Source organism: Cylindrospermum stagnale PCC 7417, from assembly GCF_000317535.1.
In the GTDB taxonomy this organism is placed as follows: domain Bacteria; phylum Cyanobacteriota; class Cyanobacteriia; order Cyanobacteriales; family Nostocaceae; genus Cylindrospermum; species Cylindrospermum stagnale.
In genome coordinates this window covers 2,722,589-2,745,986 of record NC_019757.1, presented here as the reverse complement: position 1 = coordinate 2,745,986, position 23,398 = coordinate 2,722,589, and the positions used below count along the sequence as shown (strand labels likewise).

The following is a 23,398-nucleotide window of genomic DNA, read 5'->3' as shown; positions in this document are numbered from 1 at the left end:
AATTACAACTTTGCCGGCATCAGGCTAGCACGTTTGGCGCTGCTATCCCAAACTATCCAGCTAAGAGAATCATCTAAATCAACAGCACTATTTGCCACTTTAAAATAGAACTTATCCCCACCTTTAATTTCAATCGCAAAATCAGCATTTTGGGCATAAACGACTTTAAAACCCTTATCTCGCAAGCAATACATCGCCCAAGCTTTCAATGATTGCCTATATGGTTCATGGGGAATTGGCGGGTTGGTAATTACATCTTCGATCACTTTAAATATTTGCATTGGTTTCGTTAATTTTATGGGTTAGCAGGATCACAACGAATTTCCACCATCAAGCCATCAGGATCGTAGAAATACACACCTCTACCAGTAGGACGGGTAACTGGCCCATGTGCGATGACAATTTTATTCTCCCTAATAACGGCGACAGCTTGCTCAAATAACTGCGGATCAATATCAAAAGCTAAATGATAAGCTCTAGTAAAACTCTTCTCTGGATTTGGATCTGGTGGTAGCAATTCCGGCGTCCAAAATAAGTCCAAAATCATACCATCCGGAGTGATAAAATTTGCTACTTTCCCAGCGGCTACAAGTTCAATTAGGGTTGCAGGTACTTCTTCGCCAACGAGTTCATGCAACCCCAAAATAGTACCGTAAAAATACCGCGAAGCTTGCATATCATGGACATTTAAGGCAATGTGATGCACCCGACAAAGACTTCCAGGCGCAATGGTAATAGTGGGTTTATTGTCAGAAATCATGATTTAAATCACATATGTAATGCTAATAACTAGCCGACTTTGGCAGGCTTTGTTCTGGTAGTTCCGCGATTTTAATCGTTAGAGGATGTTTTAAAAGTATCAAAATTGATCGAGATCCCCCCAACCCCCCTTGGAAAGTCCCCCTTTTTAAGGGGGATTTAGGGGGATCTACGAGTGTTATATTTATCACCAAAGACGTTGAAAACATCCTCTTAGGGAATTTCTCATTTTCGATATTCGTCGCCACAGTCACCAATTACCTGATATAAATCCCGTGATTGACGAGATACAGCATCTATCAAATTTACATCTTCAGCATCTAAACTGAAACTAAATACCTTAGCATTATCTTCTAAATGTTCAGATAAACCAAGTCTTGCACCGACAATTACACCCCCCACACTAGGCTTTTCTAAAACGTAACGCACTGCCACATTAGAAATACTTACACCATGCTTATCAGCGATTTTTTTTAGGGTAGAAAGTAACTCTTGAAATAACTGCCACCCCCCCCAGTTATCAACCATATTTTTATATTTTTTCAAGCTGACAGTGCCTAAATCAAATGCTCGTAGTTCGGTTTTACCCAGATACTTTTCTGATAACAAACCACCGCAAACTGAGCCATAAGTAAAAAGTTTTATATCATGTTGTTGACAAAACTGGATCATGTTCACTTCTGGACGGCGATCAACCAGCGAAAACTGTACTTGATTAGAAACAATTTTGATACCTGCTTCAGTGATAATTTTTAAATGTTCCGTATCAAAATTAGTCAAAGCCAAATGCTTAATTTTGCCCTCAGTTTGCAATTCTGCCATATATCTGAGAGCATCAAGGTAGTTTGGATCTCGATATTCCCACCAGTGGAACTGCATCAAATCTAAAGATTCTACATCCATCCGTCTCAGGGAAATATTGATATTTTCCTCGACCAACTTTTTCGTCATTTTTCCAGGACGAGGAACCCATTTGGTAAAAGCTTGAATATTAGCTAAAGCCTCTTTACCACGGGTAGCAATAAATTGACGGCGAAACTCACCAATCAAGTCTTCGGCTGGTCCATAATGGTCTGCTAAATCCCAAGTAGTAAAACCTGCATCCACATATTTGAACATTGCGTGAATAGCAGCCGTAGGGTTAATGCGTCCGTGTGCGCCAGACACTTGCCACATCCCATTTAAAATCCGGCAAATATTTAAATCTGGGGTGAATTGGAGACGACTTTCTGCTGTTAATACCATTTTTGATTTTTGATTTTTAGGTTTTGAATTATTTAACGCCAACCTGTTTCCGCTTGTTCAAGCACATAAGCAGCAACATCTGCAATTTCCTGACTGCTCAAACGGTCTTTATAAGCCGACATATTACTTTTACCATTAGTGACAATCGCTGAAATTGCCTCTAGAGAATCCATCCCATACTTTTTCAGAGCATTCTTTTTCAGGTTTTTACCCCGCCGAATGATGTTACCACCGTTGATATGACACCCAGCACAATGAACACCAAATATTTGTGCGCCATTAGTTGTGTCTAGCGCCTTAGCAGACAAAGTAAAAGTACCTGTCCACAACAAAAACGTGACTAATACCAATATTAAAAGATTTTTCACTCAGCGCCTCCTAAATTTGACTGGGATGTTTGCCAAAATAAATGCCAAAATAAATCTACAGGGATTCAAAGTCTGATGTAAATCCGGCAAACTTTGCACAATCTTCCTGAAAAGTTTCAGCGTCGCTGACATCCTCAATTTTATATGCCATAATTCGCGTCTCGTCCGGCATTTTTTTAGAAGCAATCAATTCAACTTGGTACTTTTGCACCATCGTCTTAAACTCAGCACCGTAGCGCTTCCAAGCTTCCCCAGAACAAGTGATATTTACCCGCCACATATCATAACTCCCAACTATTAACAGTAGATTATCATCCCACAAATAGGTAACACAGTACAAATCACCTGATGGAAGTTAAAATTTATCTTTCTTATCTTGGCGTACTTGGCGCCTTGGCGGTTAATTTAAAAAAATCACGAGAGTTGTCTATCTAAAGGAAGTGGCAAGCCAAATAATACTACGCCATAATACAGATGTGGCATCATGATTAGAAGTTTTATCCGAATTAGTTAAATCCAAAGAGTTGAACATGGCTAACAATATCAAAGACAAAATTCAAGCTGACCTACAACAAGCTAAAGCTACTGGTCAGTTAAGAACTGAGCATATTCGCGAAATTGTTAAATCCGCAGTCACTCAGGTAGCAGCTGAATTTAAAGAAGGTTCTAGCGAACTGCGTAACCTAGTAAAAGATGCAGTTTCTGCGGTGATTGAAAACCTTCAAGAAAAAGGTGGCGAGATCAAAGAAGAAGTGACAGCTTCCATTGAAGGAGCGCTGGAAGGTGTTAATAGTAAAAGACACGAAGCTATTGTAAAAACTCAGGGAGAACTGAAGAGATTACAGTCGCAATTAGATGGTGAAGAACAACGACTCCAGCAAGAAGTTGATGGAATGTTAGCAGAGATTGAAGAAACGGGTAAAGACAAAACTGCTAATACTAAAACTGCAATAGACTCGGCGATTAATGCCATTAAAGACAGTGAAGAAGTAGCTCTGTTAAAGAAACGCTACGCACAACTACAAGCACAGCTAGCCATTGTTAAAGCTAACTTAGCCGCACGCTATGGTGGACGCTCTGGAGAAGTCAAAGATTATCTAGACGAGGCACAAAACTGGTATAATCAAGCACGTCCCCAAGCAGAAGCCTTGGCTACACAGGTAGAAGAAAAGCGATCGCATCTCGAAGACAAACTAGGTGCTGCTGGTACAGCTTTAGCCAAAAAAGAGCGCCAGTTAAAGCAAACCTTGAGAGAATTGCTCTTAACAACGGCTGATTTATTCAAAGACAAAGAGCCTGCTGATAAAGAGAAAGAAACTGCTAATAAATAGCCTACGGTTAAAGCAATACGATTCGGTGAGATTTTTCTCCCTTTACCCATCCTAAAATAAGGTGGTAAAAAAAATTTATACCCTCCCTAAAAAAAGGGGGGTATCTTTTGGACTGTTATAGAGCTAGGGTTGTAATTAATCATCCGGTTTTTATTGATAATTAATCTTGAATCTCACGTGAAGGCTTAAACTATAGCTCTCAAAATCAGTAATGGGTAATATATTGATCTACGATAATTACCCATTACCAAAATTAGTAACTACCAACCTGCTCTTCATGCTTGGTGATTACCCAAAGTGCATGAATACTACCGGGAAGCCAACCTAGCAAAGTGAGCAAGACATTAATTACCAAAGTTGGACCAACACCAACTGTCAGAAAAACTCCTAATGGAGGTATCAACAAACCAAGAACTAAGCGGAGTATTTTCATGATTTTGCGGTAAATTTGGGATTTTGTGTAATGAGATTTTCCGGGAGAAATAACCGAATTGTTTCAATTGGGAGATTTCATTTGCTGTAGAGACGCGATTTTGTTGGCGTTTCTACTCCACTGATACTTATCTAGAAGGTAACTCACCTTGGTTGTTGATATTTCCGCTGCTGTTTAAAGCAGGGTGTCTTTCGGCCAAGTATTTGTTAATGAAGGTGTTAGCAAAAGATAAAATCACTGGACCGGCAAGAAAAGCGATTATTCCCCGAACTGCAAACCCAGGAACGAGAACTGATGCTAACCAGAAACAGAAACCGTTGACGACGAGCGAGAACGCTCCTAATGAGACAAAGTTAAGCGGTAGAGAAAGTGCAGAAAGCACTGGTCTAACTGAGCCGTTAATTAGTCCAATTACTAACGCAGCAATCAAAGCTGCGGGAAAGTTAGCAATATCAACGCCTGGAACGACTATATCAACAATTAGCAGGCTCAAAGCTGTAGCAATCGCGGTTAAAAAAGTTACCCACATTGTTCTTACCTTAGTACCAGAAATCGATAGAGTGAAAGTGCTTCTACTATCTTTAACTAAATGCTAGGTTAAAACCTCTCTTGCTAGATAGATTTTGACTATACAATTTGGCTGATACTTCATAAAATTGAGTAAAATATCCTAAAAATCAGCATTTTTTAGTAGTTAAATTACAAGAAAGCTTGTAGTCAGGACTTTAGTCCTAAAAATCCTTGAGTCGTTCGCGTATCGTGACCTAGGAAGCAATAAATTGCTCACTACAAACAAAACTTTCATTTGATATTTATTTATTCAGTAATTATAGCGTTTTTTTTGCACAATTCCCAAACTTTGGAGTGCATTCTTGACATATTTATACTGATGTAGTATTATCGTATTACAAAATTAAGGAGGTAAGTTCAATGATGTTCGCTAATTCATTAACCAACACCACTTCATATACACCAATGCATTTAGACATTTTCAGGTATGAGCGAACATCGTTTGAGCGAAATTGTGATTGAACGTCCCCGAACCGGGATGAGAATTAGTTCCACCAGTTTAAATGGCTTTAAGAAAAATCTTCACAAACTGACTGTAGAAGCGAGTGAAGATGGATTATTAAGTCCATACATCATCAAAGTTAGAAACGGTTCTAAGCGTCTTTCTGATCATCTCGCACCACTGCGTCGGTTTCTAAAATCAAAAGTTGGAGAACCGTGGAATCAGGTTTATAGCGAACTATGCCAACGTTTAGATCCTAGCACAATGGCAGGTCGGCACGTTATCGGTCATCTATGGCATTATGTTGAACAGCATGTAGAACTAATCGATGATATTCCTTATCGCAAACCCTATCTAGGTTATCGATCTCGTCAGTTGATTAGCTATCGAGATCAGTTCTATATTCATCCTGAAACTGGAATTCTCTGTTTAGCGAAAAGTGTACCTCGAAAGCAGAAGACTTCACCCCCAACTGATGTAGTAATGATTGATAAATATCATCAATACTGCAAAATAAACGAAATTTGGTATCTCGTCACCTTTGAGGATTTTCCCCCACCACCTACTAAGGATGTTACTGATATTATCAGAGGCTTGATTGACCGAGATAGCGCAATGTGTGTGGGAGGTCGGAGAATTTACGCTGTCAGCAAACAACAGTGCAATAAAAAGCAAATTCGATTCATTTTGAATCAACTTGTCCAACGATAAAATTTTTCACCTCGTGCAAATTGCCTGAGGTGAATTCATTTCAACCATGAATAATTGCAAAATCCGAAAACTTATAGATTTAGGACTTACGCACCGTACAAATTTACCCACTTTTTAGGCTGTTTTGATGCCTCTCTTTACTCATCCTACCTGTAGTGTGCGTTCCCTAACGCACAATCTATAGGACTTTCAATGAATAAAACAGATGGACATCTCTAATACCGTTTTTTTATGAAAATGCGCTTTCTTCCTGACTGTAGAGACGTTCCATGGAACGTCTCTACGGGATTTATTTGATGCAACCTCACATAAAATTGGTATAACACATTTTTTTGTCAATGCGTAAATCCTAAGATTATAAAAATCACCCTTCAGGTTTACAGTAAAGGGATGATTTATACAAAACCTGCTCTTGATGAGTTTCTAAAGTGCAATCAGACAAAGGGTAAGTCACACAGGTAACAACATAGCCTGCTTGTATTTCCTGGGGACGGAGAAATTTTTGTTCACTTTGATCAACTTCACCGCTGATGAGTTTAGCGACACAAGCAGAACATTCTCCTTGTTTACACCCAGACGGTATCCGGAAACCAGATGCTTCTGCTATGTCGAGAATATATTGATCATCTGGTACTAGAAGCGTAAGATCTAATCCTAGGGACTGATTGATGAGTCGAACTTGATAAACTGTCATCTGCTATTTCTCAGTTAAATTATGATCTACTTGAAAATATTAGACATAGCTGTGAAAATTAAATATGCATTATATATAACCCTTGTAGGGACGTTGCATGCAACGTCCCTACATTCTTTGCCAAAATAGGTCTAATGTGCAGCTTGTAGTTAGCACGAACTAGGAACTTTAATTTAAAAGTTATTGCTTAACTGCTTTCATCGACAAACTAATCCGCTTCAATTTCTCGTTGATTTCTAGCACCCGCACTTTCACAACTTGTCCTACTTTAACTATTTTCTTCGGATCATCCACAAATCTATCAGCAAGTTGGGAGATATGCACCAAACCATCTTGATGTACGCCGATATCGACAAAAGCACCAAAGTTAGCGACATTGCTAATCATTCCTTCTAGTTCCATTCCCACTTGCAAATCTCTAATTTCTTTAATTCCTTCTTTGAAGGTGGCATACTTAAATTCAGCACGGGGATCTCTTCCTGGTTTTTCCAATTCGCTGAGGATGTCCCGCAGCGTGGGTTCACCGACAGTATCAGTAACGTATTTCTTCAGGTTGGTTTTATTGAGTTTTTCGGCAATTTGCGTTACCTGATTTAAGGTTACACTCAAATCAGCGGCGATCGCTTCCACCACCGAGTAACTTTCTGGATGCACCGCTGTATTATCTAAGGGATTTTCACCACCGCGTATCCGCAAAAACCCCGCCGCTTGTTCAAACGCCTTTGGCCCCAACTTCGCCACCTTCAACAGTTGACGGCGATTTTTAAAGGCTCCATGCTGATTGCGATAGGCGACAATATTGTTAGCTACTGTTGGCGTAATTCCCGAAACAAAGGTGAGAAGTTCCTTTGAGGCGGTGTTTAAATCGACGCCGACATAGTTAACGCAGCTTTCTACAGTTTCGTCCAACTTCTTTTTCAGCAACTTCTGATCAACATCGTGCTGGTATTGTCCCACACCAATCGATTTGGGGTCAATTTTCACCAGTTCCGCTAAAGGATCTTGTAAACGTCTACCAATACTAATGGCGCCGCGCACGGTAATATCTAAATCAGGAAACTCTTCTAGTGCAACTTTACTCGCAGAATATATCGATGCACCAGACTCATTTACCATTACCTTAATCGGTTTTCGGTCGATTATTTGCAGCACTTCTAAAACAAATTCATCTGTCTCGCGGGAAGCTGTACCGTTACCAATAGCAATTAACTCAACTTGGTATTTTTCAATTAAATTTTTGAGGGTTTGTCCAGCTTTCTGACGTTGTTCAGCAGCTTGATGAGGAAACACCGCTTGATATTCTAAGAATTTACCCGTTTGATCTAATACTGCAACTTTGCAACCAGTTCTAAAACCGGGATCTATTGCTAGGGTTGGTTTCATTCCCGCCGGTGCAGATAGCAGCAACTCTCGCAGATTTGTTTCAAATGTTTTGATTGACTCAATATCTGCGTAGGTTTTCTTTTGGGAAATTACTTCTCCAATTAGGGAAGTTTTCATCAAACGGTTAAATGCATCCTTCAGCATTGCTTGATAAAAATCGCGAATTGTCCGGACTTTGGTTTTAATTTCTTGCGCTTCCAAATAAGAAAGTACTACATCTTCATCAAAAGCAATTTCAAAATTTAATACTTTTTCCGTTTCTCCCCGACACAACGCTAGCATATTGTGCGGTGCGATATTTTTCACCCGAATCTGATAGTTACGGTACATCTCAAATTTGGTTGTACCTTCGGGATGATCATCTTTAATTCGGGAGACAAAAACCCCTTCTTCTAGGAGATAGTCACGCAAATATGCACGTGATTCAGCTTTTTCAGCCGCTTCTTCCGCTAAGATATCACTTGCACCTTTCAACGCCTCTTCTGCTGTTTTTACGCCTTGAGTTTCGGAAATATACTTCGCTGCTTCTTCTTCTAGTGAGGCTGTTGCAGCATTTTTCACATTTAGCGATTTGATAAATGCTGCTAGGGGTTCTAATCCTTTCTCTCTAGCGATAGTGGCGCGGGTGCGGCGTTTTTGGCGATAGGGTAGGTATAAATCCTCAAGCTCAGTTTTTTGTAAACAGGCGGTGATTTTGGCTTTGAGTTCATCGCTGAGTTTACCTTGTTCTGCGATCGCATTTAAAATCACCGATTTGCGTTCTTCCAGTTCCGTTAAGTAACTATACCTATCAGCTAAATCGCGCAGTTGCACCTCATTCATCTCATCGGTGCGCTCTTTGCGGTAACGTGCAATAAAGGGAATCGTCGCACCCTCCGCTAAAAGTTCCAGCGCGTTTTGCACCTGATGGGGTTTGATATCTAGTTCAGTTGCTAGTAGTTGAGGAATGTTCAGCATCGAGTATATACGTTAAAAATGCTACGTCTAAAAGTTATATGCTAGATCATTACTGCCAGCATGAGCATAGATTGTTAAGCTAATTTACCAGATGCTTGCCTAATGCGAGGATATTTCCACCTCCACTTCAAATTAAGTATTGTAACTAAAACCTACTTAGGTGTAGAATTAACCCCAGTTCCCAAAACAGTTTCGCGCTACATATCTCGAAACGTGAGGCTTTTAGTTCAGAGGTTAGTAAAATGCCTTCATTTTTTTTAATTCCCCTGTTTACTTGTTTAGTAACTGGCTACTTTTTCAAGAAAAGCAACGATGAAATTGCCTACATCGCAGGTGTATTTGCAGCTATCAGCTTCATTATCAGCTTAGTCTTAGCGCCTTGGCAGATTCAGTTTGCGTTGTTAATTTTCATTCTCGCCAGTACTAACAAATTACTCCGCAAAACTCAGTAAAAATCATCTTTAAGTTAGAGGAAAAAACACCAATTCATGTTTCCTCTAGCTTAGGTGATTTGAGTAAAATTATACCAAAGATTTTGGCTTCAGCATCGCGCAGATTAACCAAACTCTTTAATATTTATTGTAAACTTCATTTAGGCATCTACCTTTTTGAAGGAAAATATTATTATGCCTAACAAACTAAATCATTTGCACATCAAAAATTTCCGCTCCCTTGCGGATGTTTTCATTAAAACAGACACGCTCAATATTCTCTTTGGCCCTAATGGAGCCGGAAAATCAACATTTTTAGATACAATCTGGTTTATTAGAGATTGTGCAATCAGAGGTGTTGATTTAGCTTCTTCATTTAGAGATCATGGAATTGGTATACTTTGGGATGGAGCAAGTGAAACAGACAATATATTAATTGAAATAGAAGATGAATCCACTAAATATGAAGTAACATTTGGCTTTTCTTCCGGTAGAATTAAATCTTTTGTTGGCGAGAAACTAACTAATAAGATCAATAATAATTTACTAATCAATAGAACAATAGGTAGTGACAAAGCTACATTTTATCGTCTTGGCATAGCTAAAGACGAATCTATTATCAATCTCAGAGAACCAGAAAAACTGGCGCTTACCAGTTATGTAGGCTTTGGAACAGGTGATCCAACAGCATTAGAGTTAGACAAATTCCTGCGTTTGGCGCGTTTTTATCATTTAAGGGGATGTCCTTATTCAGGCTGAGACGATACGGCTCAGAATCAGAACCTGGAGATATATTACAAGATGGATGTGAAAATTTATGGTCAGTTTTGCGGAATCTACATGATAGACAAGCCGTTGATGAGAGATATAAAACAATTATAAATTTTATGCGCTAAAGTTTTCCCGCTTTCGATGGGTTATATTTTGAGCAAACTGGACGTAACACAGTCTACGCAAATTTTTTAGATAAAAGACGCCGTAAACCAATCCAAGCTTCAGGAGTATCTGATGGACATCTTCAAATGCTCATTAATCTCACAGCTTTATTTTCTGAAAAACCAAATGGCTATTCATTAATTTTGCTGGATGAACCGGAAATATCCCTACATCCTTGGGCATTAGCAATTTTTGCCAAAGCAGTGAAACTTGCTACGAAAAAATGGAATAAACAAGTCTTCATTTCCACTCATTCCCCAGTCCTCATTAGTCAATTTGAACCAAAAAACATCTTGGCTGCCGAGCTTGATGCCGATGGGCAAACTATTATGAAACGAGTTAGTGAAATCCCAGAAATTCAAGATTTACTAGAAGATTATGCTACAGGTTCTTTATATATGGCTGAAATGATAGCCCCTCAGAGTAAGTCTGCTTCTGAGGCTTCAAATTAATGAATGGAGAAAATAAAACTAGCAACCAGCCATGCTATTTTTTTGAATTTGGATTGATTGTTACAGGTGAAATTGAAGAACAGCATCCAGAAGTTTTAGAACCATTTACGGCTGAACAGTATCGGTTTCACGATGGAATATTGAGTGCAATAACGCGACAACAGTTAGATGATGGTGAGGAAACCCCTACTGCCTAACTAGCGATCGCTAATTTAATCGATTTGTTAGACTGAACACATGCAGACGAGGCTCCCCATGCTTACAAATACGCTACTTCTCTCAAATCAACTCCCCACACTACAATATTCCTCCACCCCAGAGCGATTCGATGAAACCTGGGAAGCTCCCCTAGCTACCCTTTTAGGACTAGGACGCGCCGCTGGTGCCGATTTTATTGAATATTTCTTAGAGCATCGCAACTATATCAGTTGTCTCGCAGAAGACGACTCCATCACCAGCATTTCACCCAGTCTAGCCACAGGTGCAGGAGTCAGAGTATTTCGCGGTAAAGCCGACTGCTACGTAAGCACCAATGACCTTTCATTCTCTGGCTTAAAAGCAGCCTTAGAAAAAGGTCTGTCCATCCTGGGATTGCAACTACCCGCACCTAGCTCTTTCATCCCCGAAATCAACCTAGAATTACTCAGAGACTACGCCACAAAAAGAGGCAAAGATGGCTGGCTACCCCTGTGTAGTTCCATTCGAGAAATGGGAGAAGTCCTCCTTGATGGTACCGCCACCCTCAATAAAAAAGCTAGCCACGTACAATCACGCCGCGCTAGTTATTTCCGAGATTGGCAAGAAGTTTTAGTCGCCGCTAGTGATGGCACCTTTGCTCGTGACATTCGCCTCACCCAGTCCGTAGGATTTAACATCCTCTGCGCTGATGGTGCCAATCGTACCTCCATTGGTGCACGTGATGGTAACACCAGTGATGCCAACTTCCTGAGAACCTGGGATTATCAACAAGCCGCCGAGCAAATAGCCGAATCCGCTGGTAAAATGCTCTATGCAGATTACGTAGAATCAGGCACTTATCCCATCATTATGGCCAATCACTTTGGCGGCGTAATCTTCCACGAAGCCTGCGGACACCTGTTAGAAACTACCCAAATTGAACGTAATACCACACCCTTTGCTGACAAAAAAGGCGAAAAAATTGCCCACGAAAGTCTGACAGCTTGGGATGAAGGACGCGCTGAAAATGCCTTCGGTACCATTGATATGGATGACGAAGGTATGCCAGGTCAAAGAACTTTATTAATTGAAAAAGGCGTTCTCAAAAACTTCTTAGCAGATAGAACTGGTTCTGTACGCACAGGACACCCCAGAACTGGCAGTGGACGCCGCCAGAATTATACTTTTGCCGCAGCTAGCCGGATGCGAAATACTTATATTGACTCTGGCGAATACACCAACGAAGATTTATTTGCCTCTGTTGATAAAGGGATTTATTGTAAAAAAATGGGTGGCGGTAGTGTTGGCGCTACAGGTCAATTTAACTTTAGTGTTGATGAAGCTTATTTGATTGAAAATGGCAAACTCACTAAACCATTAAAAGGCGCTATTCTCATCGGTGAAGCTAAAGAAATTATGAACAAAATTTCCATGTGTTCCCAAGATTTGGAACTTGCACCCGGTTTTTGTGGCTCAGTCAGCGGCAGCATTTACACCACAGTCGGACAACCACACATTAAGGTTGATTCTATTACCGTTGGCGGACGCTAGAGAATTTTAGATTTTAGATTTTGGATTGTGAATGAGCAGCAATTTAAAACTAGAACCAAGCAGCTTGCATTGCGAGTAATTCGTCTAGTAGAAGCACTCCCACAGACTAGAACTGCTGATCTAATTGGCAAACAGTTGTTACGTTCAGCTACTTCTGTTGGTGCTATTATCGAGCAGCTTGTCGAGCCAAGTCTACAGATGATTTGATTGCCAAACTTGGTATCGTTGAAGAAGCAGCAGATGAAACTCTTTATTAGCTGGAACTTCTGGTTGAATCAGGATTAATGGACGCCAATAAACTGAAAACTTTGATGGAAGAAACTTCCGAAATTCTAGCTATGAAAGTTGCATCAATAAAACTGCTGCGAGATCAACACAAATCCAAAATTTAAAATCTAACCTTGCCTCTTGACTAAACCCAAAATTCAAAATCTAAAATCCAAAATTGATTATGCCGAAAATCGAAGAAATTGCAACTTACGCTCAAGAAAATGCTGATAAACTTGGTATCAAGAAATTTGATATTTATGGTTCAGCAGTAGATGAAACTAGCGTCCAGGTTGACCAAGGTGAGCCAAAACAAGTCAAAGCCTCAAATCGCTCTGGTGTTACTGTGCGGGTTTGGAATGAGGAGAATACAATGGGTGTCACCAGCACCACAGATGTAGACCCCAAAGGATTGGAATTAGCTTTAAAAACTGCTTACGAAGCTAGTTTTTTTGGTGTTAAGGAAAATGTCCCTGATTTTAGTCCAGAAGCAACAATTCCTATCCCCAATACACCCCACAACAAAGCACCCCAAGCAGCAGCTTCTGAACTGATAGAAAAATTATTAGTAGCAGAAAAAGAACTTTTAGCCGCTCATCCCGCCATTAAAGGAGTGCCTTATAATGGTTTGGCACAAAGAGATATTGACAGATTTTATCTCAATAGTGATGGCGCTATCAGAACCGAATCTCACTCTTTAGCATCGGTTTATCTGTACAGCAAAACTGAGGAAGAAGGTAAAAAACCTCGCAGTGCAGGCGCTTTCAGAATCAACCAAAAATTAGATACTCTAGATATTAATGGTTGCATTAAAGAAACCGCCGAAAAAACTATCAGCCACTTGAACTATGAAAAAGTTACAACTGGTAAGTATCGAGTTGTTTTCTCTCCGGAAGCTTTCTTAAGTCTGCTGGGTGCTTTTTCTAATTTGTTTAATGCTCAAAGCATTTTGGATAATCAAAGCTTATCTACCCCTGATGATTTAGGTAAACAAATTGCTTCCCCCCTACTTTCAGTTTTTGATGATGCATTGCACCCAGCGAATGTTGGTGCTGAAAGTTTTGATGGTGAAGGCACTCCTACCCGTCAGGTTTCACTGATAGAAAATGGTGTTTTAAAAAGCTTTCTCCACAGTGCGGGAACTGCTAAAAGGTTGAATGCTCAACCAACAGGTAATGCCAGTATCGGTGCTAAAGTCAGCGTTGGACCAAATTTTTATCACGTTTTCGCTGCTGGATTTCCTGAGCAGGAATTTAGCTTAGACACTGCGGAAGATGTGATTTTAATTGATGATTTACAAGCTCTTCACGCTGGAGTAAAAGCTTTGCAAGGTTCGTTTTCTCTGCCGTTTGATGGTTGGTTAATCAATAAAGGTGTCAAGACAAGTATTGAGTCGGCAACTGTTGCCGGCGATTTCTTGGAAGTTTTGAACTCAATTATTTATGTAGAAAAAGAGGTTGAGTTAACTCCAGGAGGAGTTTGTCCCAGAATCTGGGTTAATGAACTTTCGATTACTGGTGAGTAAAGGTCAATAAATAGGAGTTAGGAGTTTTCATTCTTAAACTCTTAACTTCTAACCTTTATTCTTCTCCTCCCATTCCGTTCATGTCATCAACGCCATCAGCGCCGCTTAAATTAGTACCAATCATGACAGCACCCTCGACTTGAGCATTAAATAATTTCGCATCGCTCAAATCAGCATTAGTAAGATTAGCATTATTGAAGCTAGTATCACTGGCAAACGCTTCTGTTAAATTAGCAGATTTCAAATTAGCACCAGTTAAATCTGCGCCTTCTAAGTTAGCGCCTTCTAAATTAGCACCTATCAAATTTGCGTTCCTCAAATCAACACCTATGAGGTGAGCGCCTTCGAGATTAGCCCCTGACAAATTACACCCGAAACATTCTCTAGTTTCTAACAAGTGTCTGACGAGATTGGGGTTTTCAGCCTTGACGGCAACGGGAGCAGCTAGAGATAATGTGCTGAGTAAAGCTGCCGCGGTCAAAAATATAGGTCTCATACTTTTTTAGCCTCACAACTTTTAGAACTTATTGCTCAACTCCTATGATCCCATCGTCTCAAATTCCCTGTATTTTGTCCTCATGCGAGCGGAAGACTTCACCGGTGAGAAAATTAGATTCAGTATTCATACCTGAGCTAGAGCGAAAACGCTAAAATGATATGCTGCTCAGAAATTTTCTTGGGCTAGTCTAAATGAGTTACGAACAAAAAGATCCCCAACTTCTTCAAGAAGTCGGGGATCTGAGTCTCTCGGTGGAAAGCAAATCAAATAGAATTGCTATAGCAGTGAAACCTATACAAAAATGGGGATATAAGTCAATACGGTTCAGTTAAGAAAATTGTAGTTGGGCAGTACCTACCATCATAAAAATAGTGGGTATTGCCCATGCTATCTTTTTAGTTGTTAATTGTTCCATCAGGCATTACCGCGCCACGCAAATCTACACCTGTCAGATTTGCACTACTAATTTCTGCTCTGATCAAATTTGCTTTACTTAAATTAGCACCAGTCAAGTCTGTTCTAGCAAGATAGGCATCAACCAAGTCTGTTTCAGTTAGGTTAGCCTCGCGCAGGTTAGCCCGACTCAAATCAACTCTATTCAGTCTCGCAAAACTCAGGTTTGCTCGATTTAACTTGGCTCTAGTCAGTTTAGCATCTGCCATAATTGCACCACGCAAGTTAACACCTGTAAGTTCGGCATCAATCAGATTTGACCGTTCTAGTCTAGCATTCATCAGGTTAGCACCTTTCAAATTAGCACGAATCATATTAGTGTCGCTCAGAGATGCGTTATCCAAAATTGCTTCACTCAGGTTGGCATCACTCAAATCGGCATAACGTAGCGTTGCCTCACTCAAGTTAGCACCACTCAAATCAACTTTAGCTAAGTCTACACCAGTTAAATCAGCCCCCCGCAAGTCAGCCTTATGTAGGTTAGCTCCCCGTAGACTAGCAGAGTACATTCTCTTTTCTTCTCGCAGGTTAGCACCACGCAGGCAAGCACCTGTTAGATTAGCACCCGCCAAATCTGCTCCACGCAAGTCTGCATCCATCAAGTTAGTATCTAGCATCTCCGCCAAAGTTAAATTGGCATTACGCAAATCAGCACCCTGCAAAGATGCACCATGTAAATCAGCATCATGCAAGTTGGCACTGATTAAACTCGCCTGATTTAGATTCGCACCACTTAGCTTTGTACGAATTAGATTTGCCCTATTCAAGATTGCCCGATTTAGATAGCTAAAAATTAGGATAGCATTTTGTAAATCTGCCTTATTCAAGGCTATACCGATTAAGTCTGCACCAAAAAAATTTGCCCCATTTAAGTTGGCGTCGATAAATTTTGTTTCTCCATCTGCATATCGCTTAATAACTTCATTGGCATCCATAGTTTTCCTGTTTCAATTACCGCAATATTTCCAAATTTTTCCTTGCTCAACAATTGCCAAAAATTACCATCCATCATTGTTGGTTAGAGCGCATCTTTCGTAGGGGGTATTATAAATTGACAGGTATTATTGCTATTGTCATCACTTTTTAATGCGGTTTGAGCATTAGGATTAACTATTGTTAGAGTTTTTTGAGATGAGTCGCTGTTAAAGGGTTGATATTTGTTGGCATTAGATAACATATCAGCATATAAACTTCGCATGGATTGGATGATGGCACTGGCTGCTTGAGTATTTTCATCCAGGTTGTCTAGAGATATAACAGTACTATTTAGTTTAGATTCAAGCTCTTTGATAGTTGGACAAGTATTAAATAATTTCCGCAGTAAATCATCAAGTTTTTCTGCTCTCAGTTTGAGCCAGTCTTCTTCATTGAAATTAAAGTTATTGTCAAGGGCAGAAAATAAAAGTATTTTAGCCCTAAGTGGGTTAGTATATTTCATTATATTTTGCCGTAAATCAAACTGATTATATCGATAATTGGTGTGACTGTTTGAAGATTGCTCTATAGGATTTGATGGGCTTTGTCTAGGATGAGAAAATACAGGTTCTTGTTGATTAGGCGGATTTACTAATATTCCTGTTGTTTCCTCATTTGGTATATATAGCTTCTTCAACTCATGATAAATTACACGGGCAATTAGGGTGTATTCAGCTTGTTTATTAAGTGTTTTTACAACTTTAGATAAAGCATCATTTAACTTATCTATAGTTGGGTTTAACCTGAATAATTCTTGAACTAATTCTTGTAATTTAAACCTGTCTAGCGTATCTTGATCGTTCTCCCAAATACCTTTACAAGCAGAGTATACTAATTTTTTAATCCGTTTTGAGTTTTCATGTTGTTCTAAATATTTAGTTACTTCATCGAGGCTAGATAGAGTTTTCATCGGTAAATCTCCGGCATAGGTGTCAGATAAAAATAAACTCTGGACTGGGATTTTTCTCTCCATCTGTCCCTTCTAGTTATAAATATTTGCGGGGTTTAAATATGCGATCGCGCAAATTCAGGCAAACAAAACTTTTCTGGGCGGTAATTGATAGTTGCCACGCAGAAGGCATGGCCACTCCGCAGAACTACCCCCAGATTTTATCACTACGGCGTTGCCCAAAGGGGTAGTAGATGCGTTTAATCAGGCTGGAAGACGGACGGTGTTTACTTCATCTAGTATGCCCTGATAGAGCTATGAGCATCTACATCATCTGAGAAAATTGTTGAATCCTTAAACCTTGCCGCTACCGATGAAATACAATAGGGCCATACGAACCGCTACACCGCTGGTAACTTGCGCTTGAATCAAACTAAATTCTGGGTCATCCATTAAATCTGAGCTAATTTCTACACCCCGATTAACTGGGCCTGGATGCAAAACTTTGACGTTAGGTTTACACAGTTTGAGCTTTGGGCGTGTAATGCCAAATAACTGATGATATTCTCGCAAACTTGGCAGTAAATGAGCGGTCATGCGTTCTTTTTGCAAGCGTAAAGTCATGACAAAATCGGCATCCTGCAAAGCTGGTTCTAGCTGCCAATGAAGAAATAACCGTTCTTGAGTGGCTTTTTTATCTCCCTCTTCAGAGAGATACTCAGCGAATAGTTTAGGTAAAAGGGTTGGTGGTGCTGCCAGATGCACTTCGGCACCACCGGCAATTAAACTCCAAATATTTGATCGCGCTACGCGAGAATGGAGTATATCCCCGACAATGGCAATTTTTTTACCTTGTAACAGTTCTATTCGCGGCTGTGCTGGGTCAAGTAAGGTACAAATGGTAAATAAGTCAAGTAGTCCTTGGGATGGATGCTCATGTTGACCATCGCCGGCATTGAGAACGCTGACTTTTTCACCTAGACGATCCATTTCTTGAGCGATCGCATATGGCACTCCTGCCTCGCGATGGCGAATCACCATAATATCAGTTCCCATCGCCAAATAGGTCTTCGCCGTGTCGAGAATTGTCTCTCCCTTCGTCATCGAAGAGCTAGCAGCGGCAAAGTTCAGCGTATCCGCACTTAAGCGTTTAGCAGCAATTTCAAAACTGCTGCGAGTGCGGGTTGAGGGTTCAAAAAATAAATTCGCCACTACCTGTCCCTGGAGGGTTGGCACTTTCTTCGTCCGCCGTGAAAGCACCTCTAGAAAAGAGGCAGCAGTTTGCAATACAGCGTCATATTCAGCAGTCGTGAAGTCAGCGAGGGACAGAATGTGATGACGATTCCAGGTGGTAGTAGGCATAAATTGCTATCAGTTCTCCGCTTAGACACGCGTGCGATGGGCTACGCCCCGCCGTAAGTGATCGCATCTCTACAGCTTTTTAATTTACTTTGCAGAAAAAATAATAGCACTTGTCTTCTATCAAATTAACACCTGTGAAGGGTAATAGTAGACAGATGGCAGGAAAAAATGTTTCAAGTTGCCTAATTTCGCTATAACTTAAACATGCTTCTCAACAGCAGTCACAAAATTTTCGTATGGTACGACGCCAACTATATTTTCTACCACTTCTCCATCCTTGAAAATTAGTACCGCTGGAATGCTTTTGACTCCATATTTTCTGGCGGCTATTTTGTTTTTATCGATATCAATTTTCAGGACTTTAACGCGACCTTGATATGCGTCAGCAAGTTGTTCTATCAAAGGAGTAATTTTGCGGCAAGGGCCACACCAAGGAGCAGTAAAATCAACGACAAATATTGGTTCTGATTCTAGAAGTACATCGAATTCGCTGTCTTCAATCTGGGATACTGTAGTCATGGTTATTCCGGTAATAAAAATTAGTAATCTTATTAGCTAGCGCTTGATATTAAGCTAAAAAGTGGATCTTTGTCAAGTTCTGGCAACTTGAAGAGAGCAATTGCACTTTGTCGAGAGCTAGAGTGATGTAGAGGGAAATTAACTGGCAGATGTGAATCAAAGGTGGGGTGATAGTTGCTAGTTATCTAGTTGGGATTTGCCATCTTTTTAGAGATCCAGAAAATACAGAATTAGCTAGAGATGCGTAAGTTCTGACAAAAATATTATGTGTTGTGGAAATTAATCTATGAATAATATCTCAAACAGATTACGCATCTATCAAGCCTTTGGAAGTGGTTTTGATTAAGGTTTTAAATGGAAAACTTTCAAAGCCAAAGAAATCAGAGTCAGGAAGGTTAAAAACCCGATTGAATCGAGCATAGTTGTTAATAACGGCCCACTAACCAAGGCAGGATCAAGCTTGAGTCGCTTTAACCCCATTGGGAGTAAAGTGCCGAGTGTGACGGCAACAATTGTATTAGTTACCATCACCATTCCAGCAACTAAAGCCACCCATCTCTCTTGAGGGCGGGCCCAAATCAGGGAAAGCAGGATCATGGTTATGCCTAAAGCTAGGGCGGTACCTGCACCGGCTAAAAGTTCTTTGCGGAGAATTTTTAGCGTGTCTTTAGGTGTGACTTCGCCCACACCCAAGCCGCGAATTGTGACTGTTAAAGCTTGAATGCCCACAGTGCCACCAGTATTAGAAAAAATTGGCATGATCACGGCGAGAACTGGCACGGCGGCAATTACAGATTGGAATGGGGCGATCGCACTGGCTGCACCAATATAAAGCCCCATAATCCCCAGCAACCAAGGTAAACGGTTGATAATTGTGGCTAGGGGCGAGGATAAAGCCCCTTCGTCACCACTTACACCCGCCAGTTTTTGGATATCTTCTGTAGCTTCTTCTTCCAAAATATCGACTACATCATCAATGGTGATAATGCCGACTAATCGATCTTCCCGATCAACTACGGGGATAGCGATTAAGTCATAGCGTTTCATGATTTGGGCAACTTCTTCCTGGGAGGCTTCGGTTTTTACCTTGATGACGCGATCGCTAGCAATATCTCTAATTAAAACTTCGGGAAAGGTAAATAACAACTGACGCAAAGAAACAACGCTTACCAAGGTGCGGTTATCATCAGTGACGTAGGCATAATAAATTGTCTCCTTGTCTTCGTCTTGACGCCGGATTTTACTTAAGGCTTCGCCCACAGTCAATCCTTCCCGCAGCCGCACATATTCGGTTGTCATCACCCGCCCAGCGGTGCCTTCTGGATAGCCGAGAATTGTGGCTGTAGCTTGCCTTTGTTCGGGACTCAGTTCTTTTAATAAGCGTTTGATAACTCCAGCCGGGAGTTCGTCAAACAATTCTGCCCGTTCATCAGGACTCATTTCTTCCACAAGATGCACTACTTGGGCATCATGCAGGGAGTTGATCAGTTCTTCCTGGACGTCTGTTGGCAAATATTCAAATACATCGATTGCTTGCCCTTTGTTGAGTAGCCGAAATGCGATCGCCCGCTGTTGTTCAGGCAATTCTGAAATGTACTCCCCCACATCCACCGGTTGTAAATGATTTAAATCGCATTTCAGCTGATTCAGATCGGCAATGTCTAATGAATTGCGAACGTCTTGCATGAGCATGATAAATGCCTCCTAAGGTCTCCCCCTCGCTGGGAGACTGTCTCGCCAGCTTAGAGGAGGTTGGTACTGCCATCTGGTGGACTTCTGTCCATACAATCTTAAAAACTCAATATTGATATCTAAATTAAGGCATCACTGACTCATCATCCTAACGCGGAATGGTTTTATCCGATAGGTGGTGAGTCATAACGTGCTTAAGTAGTAATTTTCTACACACTTAAGCATTCTTTGCCCAGATTTAGGTTTGCTTAGTGTTGATTCTACTACTCATATATCCTATGTCAAGCCAATAAGCGATTTTATTGGCAAACTTTACAGAGTCAAAATATTTACATTACAAGAAATATGTTTAGTCTTAGGGCGTAGAGAAAATATGTATTTATACTTAAAGTATTGACCCCACAATATCAGGCAATTAAAAGCGAGAGGGGATATATCTGTTAATTATAGGTTTGGGTTTGGTGCTGAAGACTTCACTTTCATCTTATCGTAGCGGCTTCAATGGCGCAGGGGTGAAAAAGGCGATATTTTAAAACAAGTCATATATACAATGAAAGCTGCTTTTTTAAAAAGGTATATCATCATTATCAGATGTATCATCCGGCTGTATACTCATTAAGATTTTACCGAAAAAACTAAGAAGTTCTTTTAATACTTCTCTTGACTCTATAATCATCTTCCATGTATAACTGAATTCATTATCCTCATAAATCACTAAATAGCTTTCAACGTTACTCACATAATATTCATTCAAGCCATTCAGACATTTCTTAGTTATATCCTCCGTTGTATAATCATAATATTCTGGATTCTCTCGGTCATTTAAATAAACATCACCTACGGTTTTACCTTCAACTTCTAATACATTCCAGTATTTAGGATCAAGTGACTCTAAGAAAAGTTTTTCTCTACCAGGTATTACCAAGAATTTTCCTGCTGTGTTCTCACCCCAACAGTGACCTATATGTACATAATAAAAAAACTTGAGTAAATATGGTTCTAAAATATCTTTATTAATAGAAATAATTAATCCCTGTATAGTCCTTGAATAAATAATTGATAGCGTTTATCTGCTGTTCCAGGATTTTTAAGTCTATAACCTACACAATTTCCTCCCCCATTCATCTTAAACTTTTGGTCAAAACCAAGCTGCTCTAGTATACTGACTGCTAAGGACATCAAATCTTCTTCAATTTCTGTAAAGAATTCGCTATTTGACGGAACTAAAGAAGATATGCTGTCATGAATTTGATTTTTAGATTGGTTACTAATTTCAGTTGTGAGTTCAGAAGAATAATCTCTTACCCATTCCGGTTTATGCTGGAGGAATAAAGCCTTTAATTGGTCTTTTAAAGGTTTATCACCTGGAAATTCATTCTTAATACCAAAATTTTTATATAGATTAGAAATATGCTTGCGTACAGTTCCTTCATCAAGTGTTTTTAACTCAGCAATTTTAGCATTAGTATGTCCATCCAATACCAACTGCAACACCTCTACTCTTTTAGGTGCTTTTTTTATCTTTTCTAGAGCTTCTTGAAACTGCTGCTTATTCATAACTTTTATAATTATAATACCGCATTTAGCTCAATCTGCGTACTCCGCGTATTCCGCGTACTCTTTTTTATTATACAGGTGTCTATTGAGCTGCGTAGCTGCGTAATGAGCATGATATTCATAGCAGCGTTTTAGTGAACCTATGAAAGATAATTCTAGTTTTGTTCAATTAGTAATCCCTGGGATGGAAGAATTCTGTACCCAGCAGGAAACACTCTCAGAAAATACTGAGATGACTTTACAAGCCATCAAGGATGTATCAACTAAGATTCCAGAAAATCAGATTAACGAACACCAGTTAGAAATTCCAGGGATGGAAGAATTTCTTGCTAAACAGAAAACACAGTCAGAGACAACTGACTTAAAAGACTACAGCGACTCAATTACAAAAAGTGATCGCACTCCCTGCCGCATATTGGCAGATTTTGCTGCTTAAAGAAAATGCGATGCGATCGCCTCTTAGCCCAGTACGATTCAGTTAAGACTAGCACTCTTTGTGAAAATCATTTTTATAACGAACCGCAGAGGCGCAGAGGACACAGAGAAAGAGGATAAAGAGAAGGAAAAAATTGCTTAACTGAACTGTATTACCTCTTAGCCCACCTTCGTGGGCTATCCCTACGGGACGCTACGCGAACGTTCTGGTAGCCAAGCCACTGCGTTGCGCGGCTTTCCCTCGTTGAAGCAAGTGGCGCGATTTTAATCGTTAGGGCTTCACCCCTCTGGTAAACCGACAAAAACCTGCTCAACTAACTCCTTAGTTTTATCTTCCAAGCGCTGCCAATCGACATCACCAAATTCATCGATTAAACTGGTATCAATACTTACTTCAACATTTTCTGGGCTGTAATTAATAAAACACACTTGATAACACAGATCCCACAAATCTATACTTACGTACTGCTGTTGACGTTGCAAACTCAAATGATATCCTGGATGGGGCATGGGCAAACCGGCAAGAGTCGCTCGGATTTCCTCTGCTTGTTCTGGCGTTGCCGAATCCATGTCTTGCAACAACTGATTTACCAATGCTTTCGTTTCTTCGGTGGTGCTAGCAGGCCAAATCAGTACATCTTGGTAAGTTCCTTTCCAGGAAGATGCATCGAGTTGCTTGCGAAGATTATCGATAACGCGAATGAAAGCAGGTTGCATGAGGAGTTCAGCCTGTTGCCATGCGTCAGAATTTGTTATTTTAGGTGGCATTGGTAGTAAACAGGGAG

The 23,398-nt window shown here is 40.3% G+C and carries 27 protein-coding genes and 1 pseudogene; 10 read left to right on the top strand and 18 right to left on the bottom strand.

Annotated features, from left to right (window positions below; genetic code table 11):
- Nucleotides 1–2: 2 nt before the first annotated feature.
- From CYLST_RS11160 to CYLST_RS11140, 5 genes are all read right to left on the bottom strand, one after another.
- The gene (locus tag CYLST_RS11160; protein WP_015207832.1) at nucleotides 3–281 is read right to left on the bottom strand and encodes a hypothetical protein; all 279 of its coding nucleotides are present in this window, start codon (nucleotides 279–281) and stop codon (nucleotides 3–5) included.
- A gap of 14 nt (nucleotides 282–295) precedes the next feature.
- Nucleotides 296–760 carry a VOC family protein gene (locus tag CYLST_RS11155; RefSeq protein WP_015207831.1) on the bottom strand — a complete coding sequence of 155 codons (465 nt, stop codon included), beginning with the start codon at nucleotides 758–760 and terminating at the stop codon, nucleotides 296–298.
- Between the two features lie 224 nt (nucleotides 761–984).
- Nucleotides 985–2,004, bottom strand: a complete 1,020-nt coding sequence (locus tag CYLST_RS11150; protein WP_015207830.1) for an aldo/keto reductase — start codon at nucleotides 2,002–2,004, stop codon at nucleotides 985–987.
- A 32-nt stretch (nucleotides 2,005–2,036) separates the two neighbouring features.
- Nucleotides 2,037–2,372: a cytochrome c6 PetJ gene (petJ, locus tag CYLST_RS11145; RefSeq protein ID WP_015207829.1), complete on the bottom strand. Its 336-nt coding sequence runs from the start codon at nucleotides 2,370–2,372 to the stop codon at nucleotides 2,037–2,039.
- A gap of 55 nt (nucleotides 2,373–2,427) precedes the next feature.
- A complete protein-coding gene (locus CYLST_RS11140) occupies nucleotides 2,428–2,652 on the bottom strand; it encodes a hypothetical protein (RefSeq protein ID WP_015207828.1) in 225 nt (74 codons plus the stop codon).
- A 250-nt stretch (nucleotides 2,653–2,902) separates the two neighbouring features.
- On the opposite strand from CYLST_RS11140, the gene CYLST_RS11135 reads away from it, so the two are divergent.
- Entirely contained in the window at nucleotides 2,903–3,703 is an 801-nt protein-coding gene (locus CYLST_RS11135; protein ID WP_015207827.1) for a hypothetical protein, read from the top strand.
- Nucleotides 3,704–3,956: 253 nt separating this feature from the next.
- Here CYLST_RS11135 and CYLST_RS11130 read toward each other — a convergent pair whose 3' ends face one another.
- Together CYLST_RS11130 and CYLST_RS33310 are read right to left on the bottom strand one after the other, a co-directional pair.
- Complete coding sequence (locus tag CYLST_RS11130) at nucleotides 3,957–4,136, bottom strand: YqaE/Pmp3 family membrane protein (protein ID WP_015207826.1); 180 nt, start codon at nucleotides 4,134–4,136, stop codon at nucleotides 3,957–3,959.
- A 127-nt stretch (nucleotides 4,137–4,263) separates the two neighbouring features.
- Entirely contained in the window at nucleotides 4,264–4,665 is a 402-nt protein-coding gene (locus CYLST_RS33310; RefSeq protein WP_015207825.1) for a phage holin family protein, read from the bottom strand.
- A gap of 468 nt (nucleotides 4,666–5,133) precedes the next feature.
- Between CYLST_RS33310 and CYLST_RS11120 the strand changes: the two genes are divergently transcribed.
- Nucleotides 5,134–5,859 carry a hypothetical protein gene (locus CYLST_RS11120; protein WP_015207824.1) on the top strand — a complete coding sequence of 242 codons (726 nt, stop codon included), beginning with the start codon at nucleotides 5,134–5,136 and terminating at the stop codon, nucleotides 5,857–5,859.
- 364 nt (nucleotides 5,860–6,223) lie between these two features.
- Here the strand turns inward: CYLST_RS11120 and CYLST_RS11115 are convergent, their stop codons facing one another.
- Both CYLST_RS11115 and CYLST_RS11110 read right to left on the bottom strand, forming a co-directional pair.
- Complete coding sequence (locus tag CYLST_RS11115) at nucleotides 6,224–6,553, bottom strand: 2Fe-2S iron-sulfur cluster-binding protein (protein WP_015207823.1); 330 nt, start codon at nucleotides 6,551–6,553, stop codon at nucleotides 6,224–6,226.
- 180 nt (nucleotides 6,554–6,733) lie between these two features.
- Complete coding sequence (locus tag CYLST_RS11110; protein ID WP_015207822.1) at nucleotides 6,734–8,893, bottom strand: Tex family protein; 2,160 nt, start codon at nucleotides 8,891–8,893, stop codon at nucleotides 6,734–6,736.
- 242 nt (nucleotides 8,894–9,135) lie between these two features.
- Here CYLST_RS11110 and CYLST_RS11105 point away from each other — a divergent pair, with 242 nt between their 5' ends.
- The 7 genes and pseudogenes from CYLST_RS11105 to CYLST_RS11080 all read left to right on the top strand — a co-directional run bounded on the left by CYLST_RS11105 (nucleotide 9,136) and on the right by CYLST_RS11080 (nucleotide 14,232).
- The gene (locus tag CYLST_RS11105) at nucleotides 9,136–9,345 is read left to right on the top strand and encodes a hypothetical protein (RefSeq protein ID WP_015207821.1); all 210 of its coding nucleotides are present in this window, start codon (nucleotides 9,136–9,138) and stop codon (nucleotides 9,343–9,345) included.
- A 174-nt stretch (nucleotides 9,346–9,519) separates the two neighbouring features.
- Nucleotides 9,520–10,083: an AAA family ATPase gene (locus CYLST_RS35510; protein ID WP_216595237.1), complete on the top strand. Its 564-nt coding sequence runs from the start codon at nucleotides 9,520–9,522 to the stop codon at nucleotides 10,081–10,083.
- Nucleotides 10,084–10,295: 212 nt separating this feature from the next.
- Nucleotides 10,296–10,712, top strand: a pseudogene (locus CYLST_RS35505) (AAA family ATPase); the annotation flags it as partial.
- Nucleotides 10,712–10,909, top strand: a complete 198-nt coding sequence (locus CYLST_RS11095; protein WP_015207820.1) for a hypothetical protein — start codon at nucleotides 10,712–10,714, stop codon at nucleotides 10,907–10,909. The pseudogene CYLST_RS35505 and the gene CYLST_RS11095, both read left to right, overlap by 1 nt.
- A 58-nt stretch (nucleotides 10,910–10,967) precedes the next feature.
- On the top strand, nucleotides 10,968–12,440 hold the full coding sequence (locus tag CYLST_RS11090; protein WP_015207819.1) for a TldD/PmbA family protein: 1,473 nt from the start codon (nucleotides 10,968–10,970) through the stop codon (nucleotides 12,438–12,440).
- A 27-nt stretch (nucleotides 12,441–12,467) separates the two neighbouring features.
- Nucleotides 12,468–12,647: a four helix bundle protein gene (locus tag CYLST_RS35850; RefSeq protein ID WP_245587489.1), complete on the top strand. Its 180-nt coding sequence runs from the start codon at nucleotides 12,468–12,470 to the stop codon at nucleotides 12,645–12,647.
- Between the two features lie 244 nt (nucleotides 12,648–12,891).
- The gene (locus CYLST_RS11080; protein ID WP_015207818.1) at nucleotides 12,892–14,232 is read left to right on the top strand and encodes a TldD/PmbA family protein; all 1,341 of its coding nucleotides are present in this window, start codon (nucleotides 12,892–12,894) and stop codon (nucleotides 14,230–14,232) included.
- A 55-nt stretch (nucleotides 14,233–14,287) separates the two neighbouring features.
- Here the strand turns inward: CYLST_RS11080 and CYLST_RS11075 are convergent, their stop codons facing one another.
- The 8 genes from CYLST_RS11075 to CYLST_RS11040 all read right to left on the bottom strand — a co-directional run bounded on the left by CYLST_RS11075 (nucleotide 14,288) and on the right by CYLST_RS11040 (nucleotide 22,178).
- Entirely contained in the window at nucleotides 14,288–14,728 is a 441-nt protein-coding gene (locus CYLST_RS11075) for a pentapeptide repeat-containing protein (protein ID WP_015207817.1), read from the bottom strand.
- A gap of 398 nt (nucleotides 14,729–15,126) precedes the next feature.
- Nucleotides 15,127–16,119 carry a pentapeptide repeat-containing protein gene (locus CYLST_RS11070; protein ID WP_015207816.1) on the bottom strand — a complete coding sequence of 331 codons (993 nt, stop codon included), beginning with the start codon at nucleotides 16,117–16,119 and terminating at the stop codon, nucleotides 15,127–15,129.
- Nucleotides 16,120–16,202: 83 nt separating this feature from the next.
- Nucleotides 16,203–17,069, bottom strand: a complete 867-nt coding sequence (locus tag CYLST_RS11065) for a hypothetical protein (protein WP_041233582.1) — start codon at nucleotides 17,067–17,069, stop codon at nucleotides 16,203–16,205.
- 333 nt (nucleotides 17,070–17,402) lie between these two features.
- Nucleotides 17,403–18,410, bottom strand: coding sequence for an aspartate carbamoyltransferase catalytic subunit (locus CYLST_RS11060; RefSeq protein ID WP_015207814.1), 1,008 nt, complete (start codon nucleotides 18,408–18,410; stop codon nucleotides 17,403–17,405).
- Nucleotides 18,411–18,608: 198 nt separating this feature from the next.
- A complete protein-coding gene (gene trxA / locus CYLST_RS11055; RefSeq protein ID WP_015207813.1) occupies nucleotides 18,609–18,929 on the bottom strand; it encodes a thioredoxin in 321 nt (106 codons plus the stop codon).
- A 342-nt stretch (nucleotides 18,930–19,271) separates the two neighbouring features.
- Nucleotides 19,272–20,621 carry a magnesium transporter gene (mgtE, locus tag CYLST_RS11050; protein WP_015207812.1) on the bottom strand — a complete coding sequence of 450 codons (1,350 nt, stop codon included), beginning with the start codon at nucleotides 20,619–20,621 and terminating at the stop codon, nucleotides 19,272–19,274.
- A 565-nt stretch (nucleotides 20,622–21,186) separates the two neighbouring features.
- Entirely contained in the window at nucleotides 21,187–21,546 is a 360-nt protein-coding gene (locus CYLST_RS11045) for a hypothetical protein (protein ID WP_015207811.1), read from the bottom strand.
- Between the two features lie 101 nt (nucleotides 21,547–21,647).
- On the bottom strand, nucleotides 21,648–22,178 hold the full coding sequence (locus CYLST_RS11040) for a helix-turn-helix domain-containing protein (protein WP_015207810.1): 531 nt from the start codon (nucleotides 22,176–22,178) through the stop codon (nucleotides 21,648–21,650).
- Nucleotides 22,179–22,320: 142 nt separating this feature from the next.
- Here CYLST_RS11040 and CYLST_RS11035 point away from each other — a divergent pair, with 142 nt between their 5' ends.
- Nucleotides 22,321–22,614, top strand: a complete 294-nt coding sequence (locus CYLST_RS11035) for a hypothetical protein (protein ID WP_015207809.1) — start codon at nucleotides 22,321–22,323, stop codon at nucleotides 22,612–22,614.
- Nucleotides 22,615–22,892: 278 nt separating this feature from the next.
- Here CYLST_RS11035 and CYLST_RS11030 read toward each other — a convergent pair whose 3' ends face one another.
- The gene (locus CYLST_RS11030) at nucleotides 22,893–23,381 is read right to left on the bottom strand and encodes a hypothetical protein (protein WP_015207808.1); all 489 of its coding nucleotides are present in this window, start codon (nucleotides 23,379–23,381) and stop codon (nucleotides 22,893–22,895) included.
- Nucleotides 23,382–23,398: the final 17 nt, after the last annotated feature.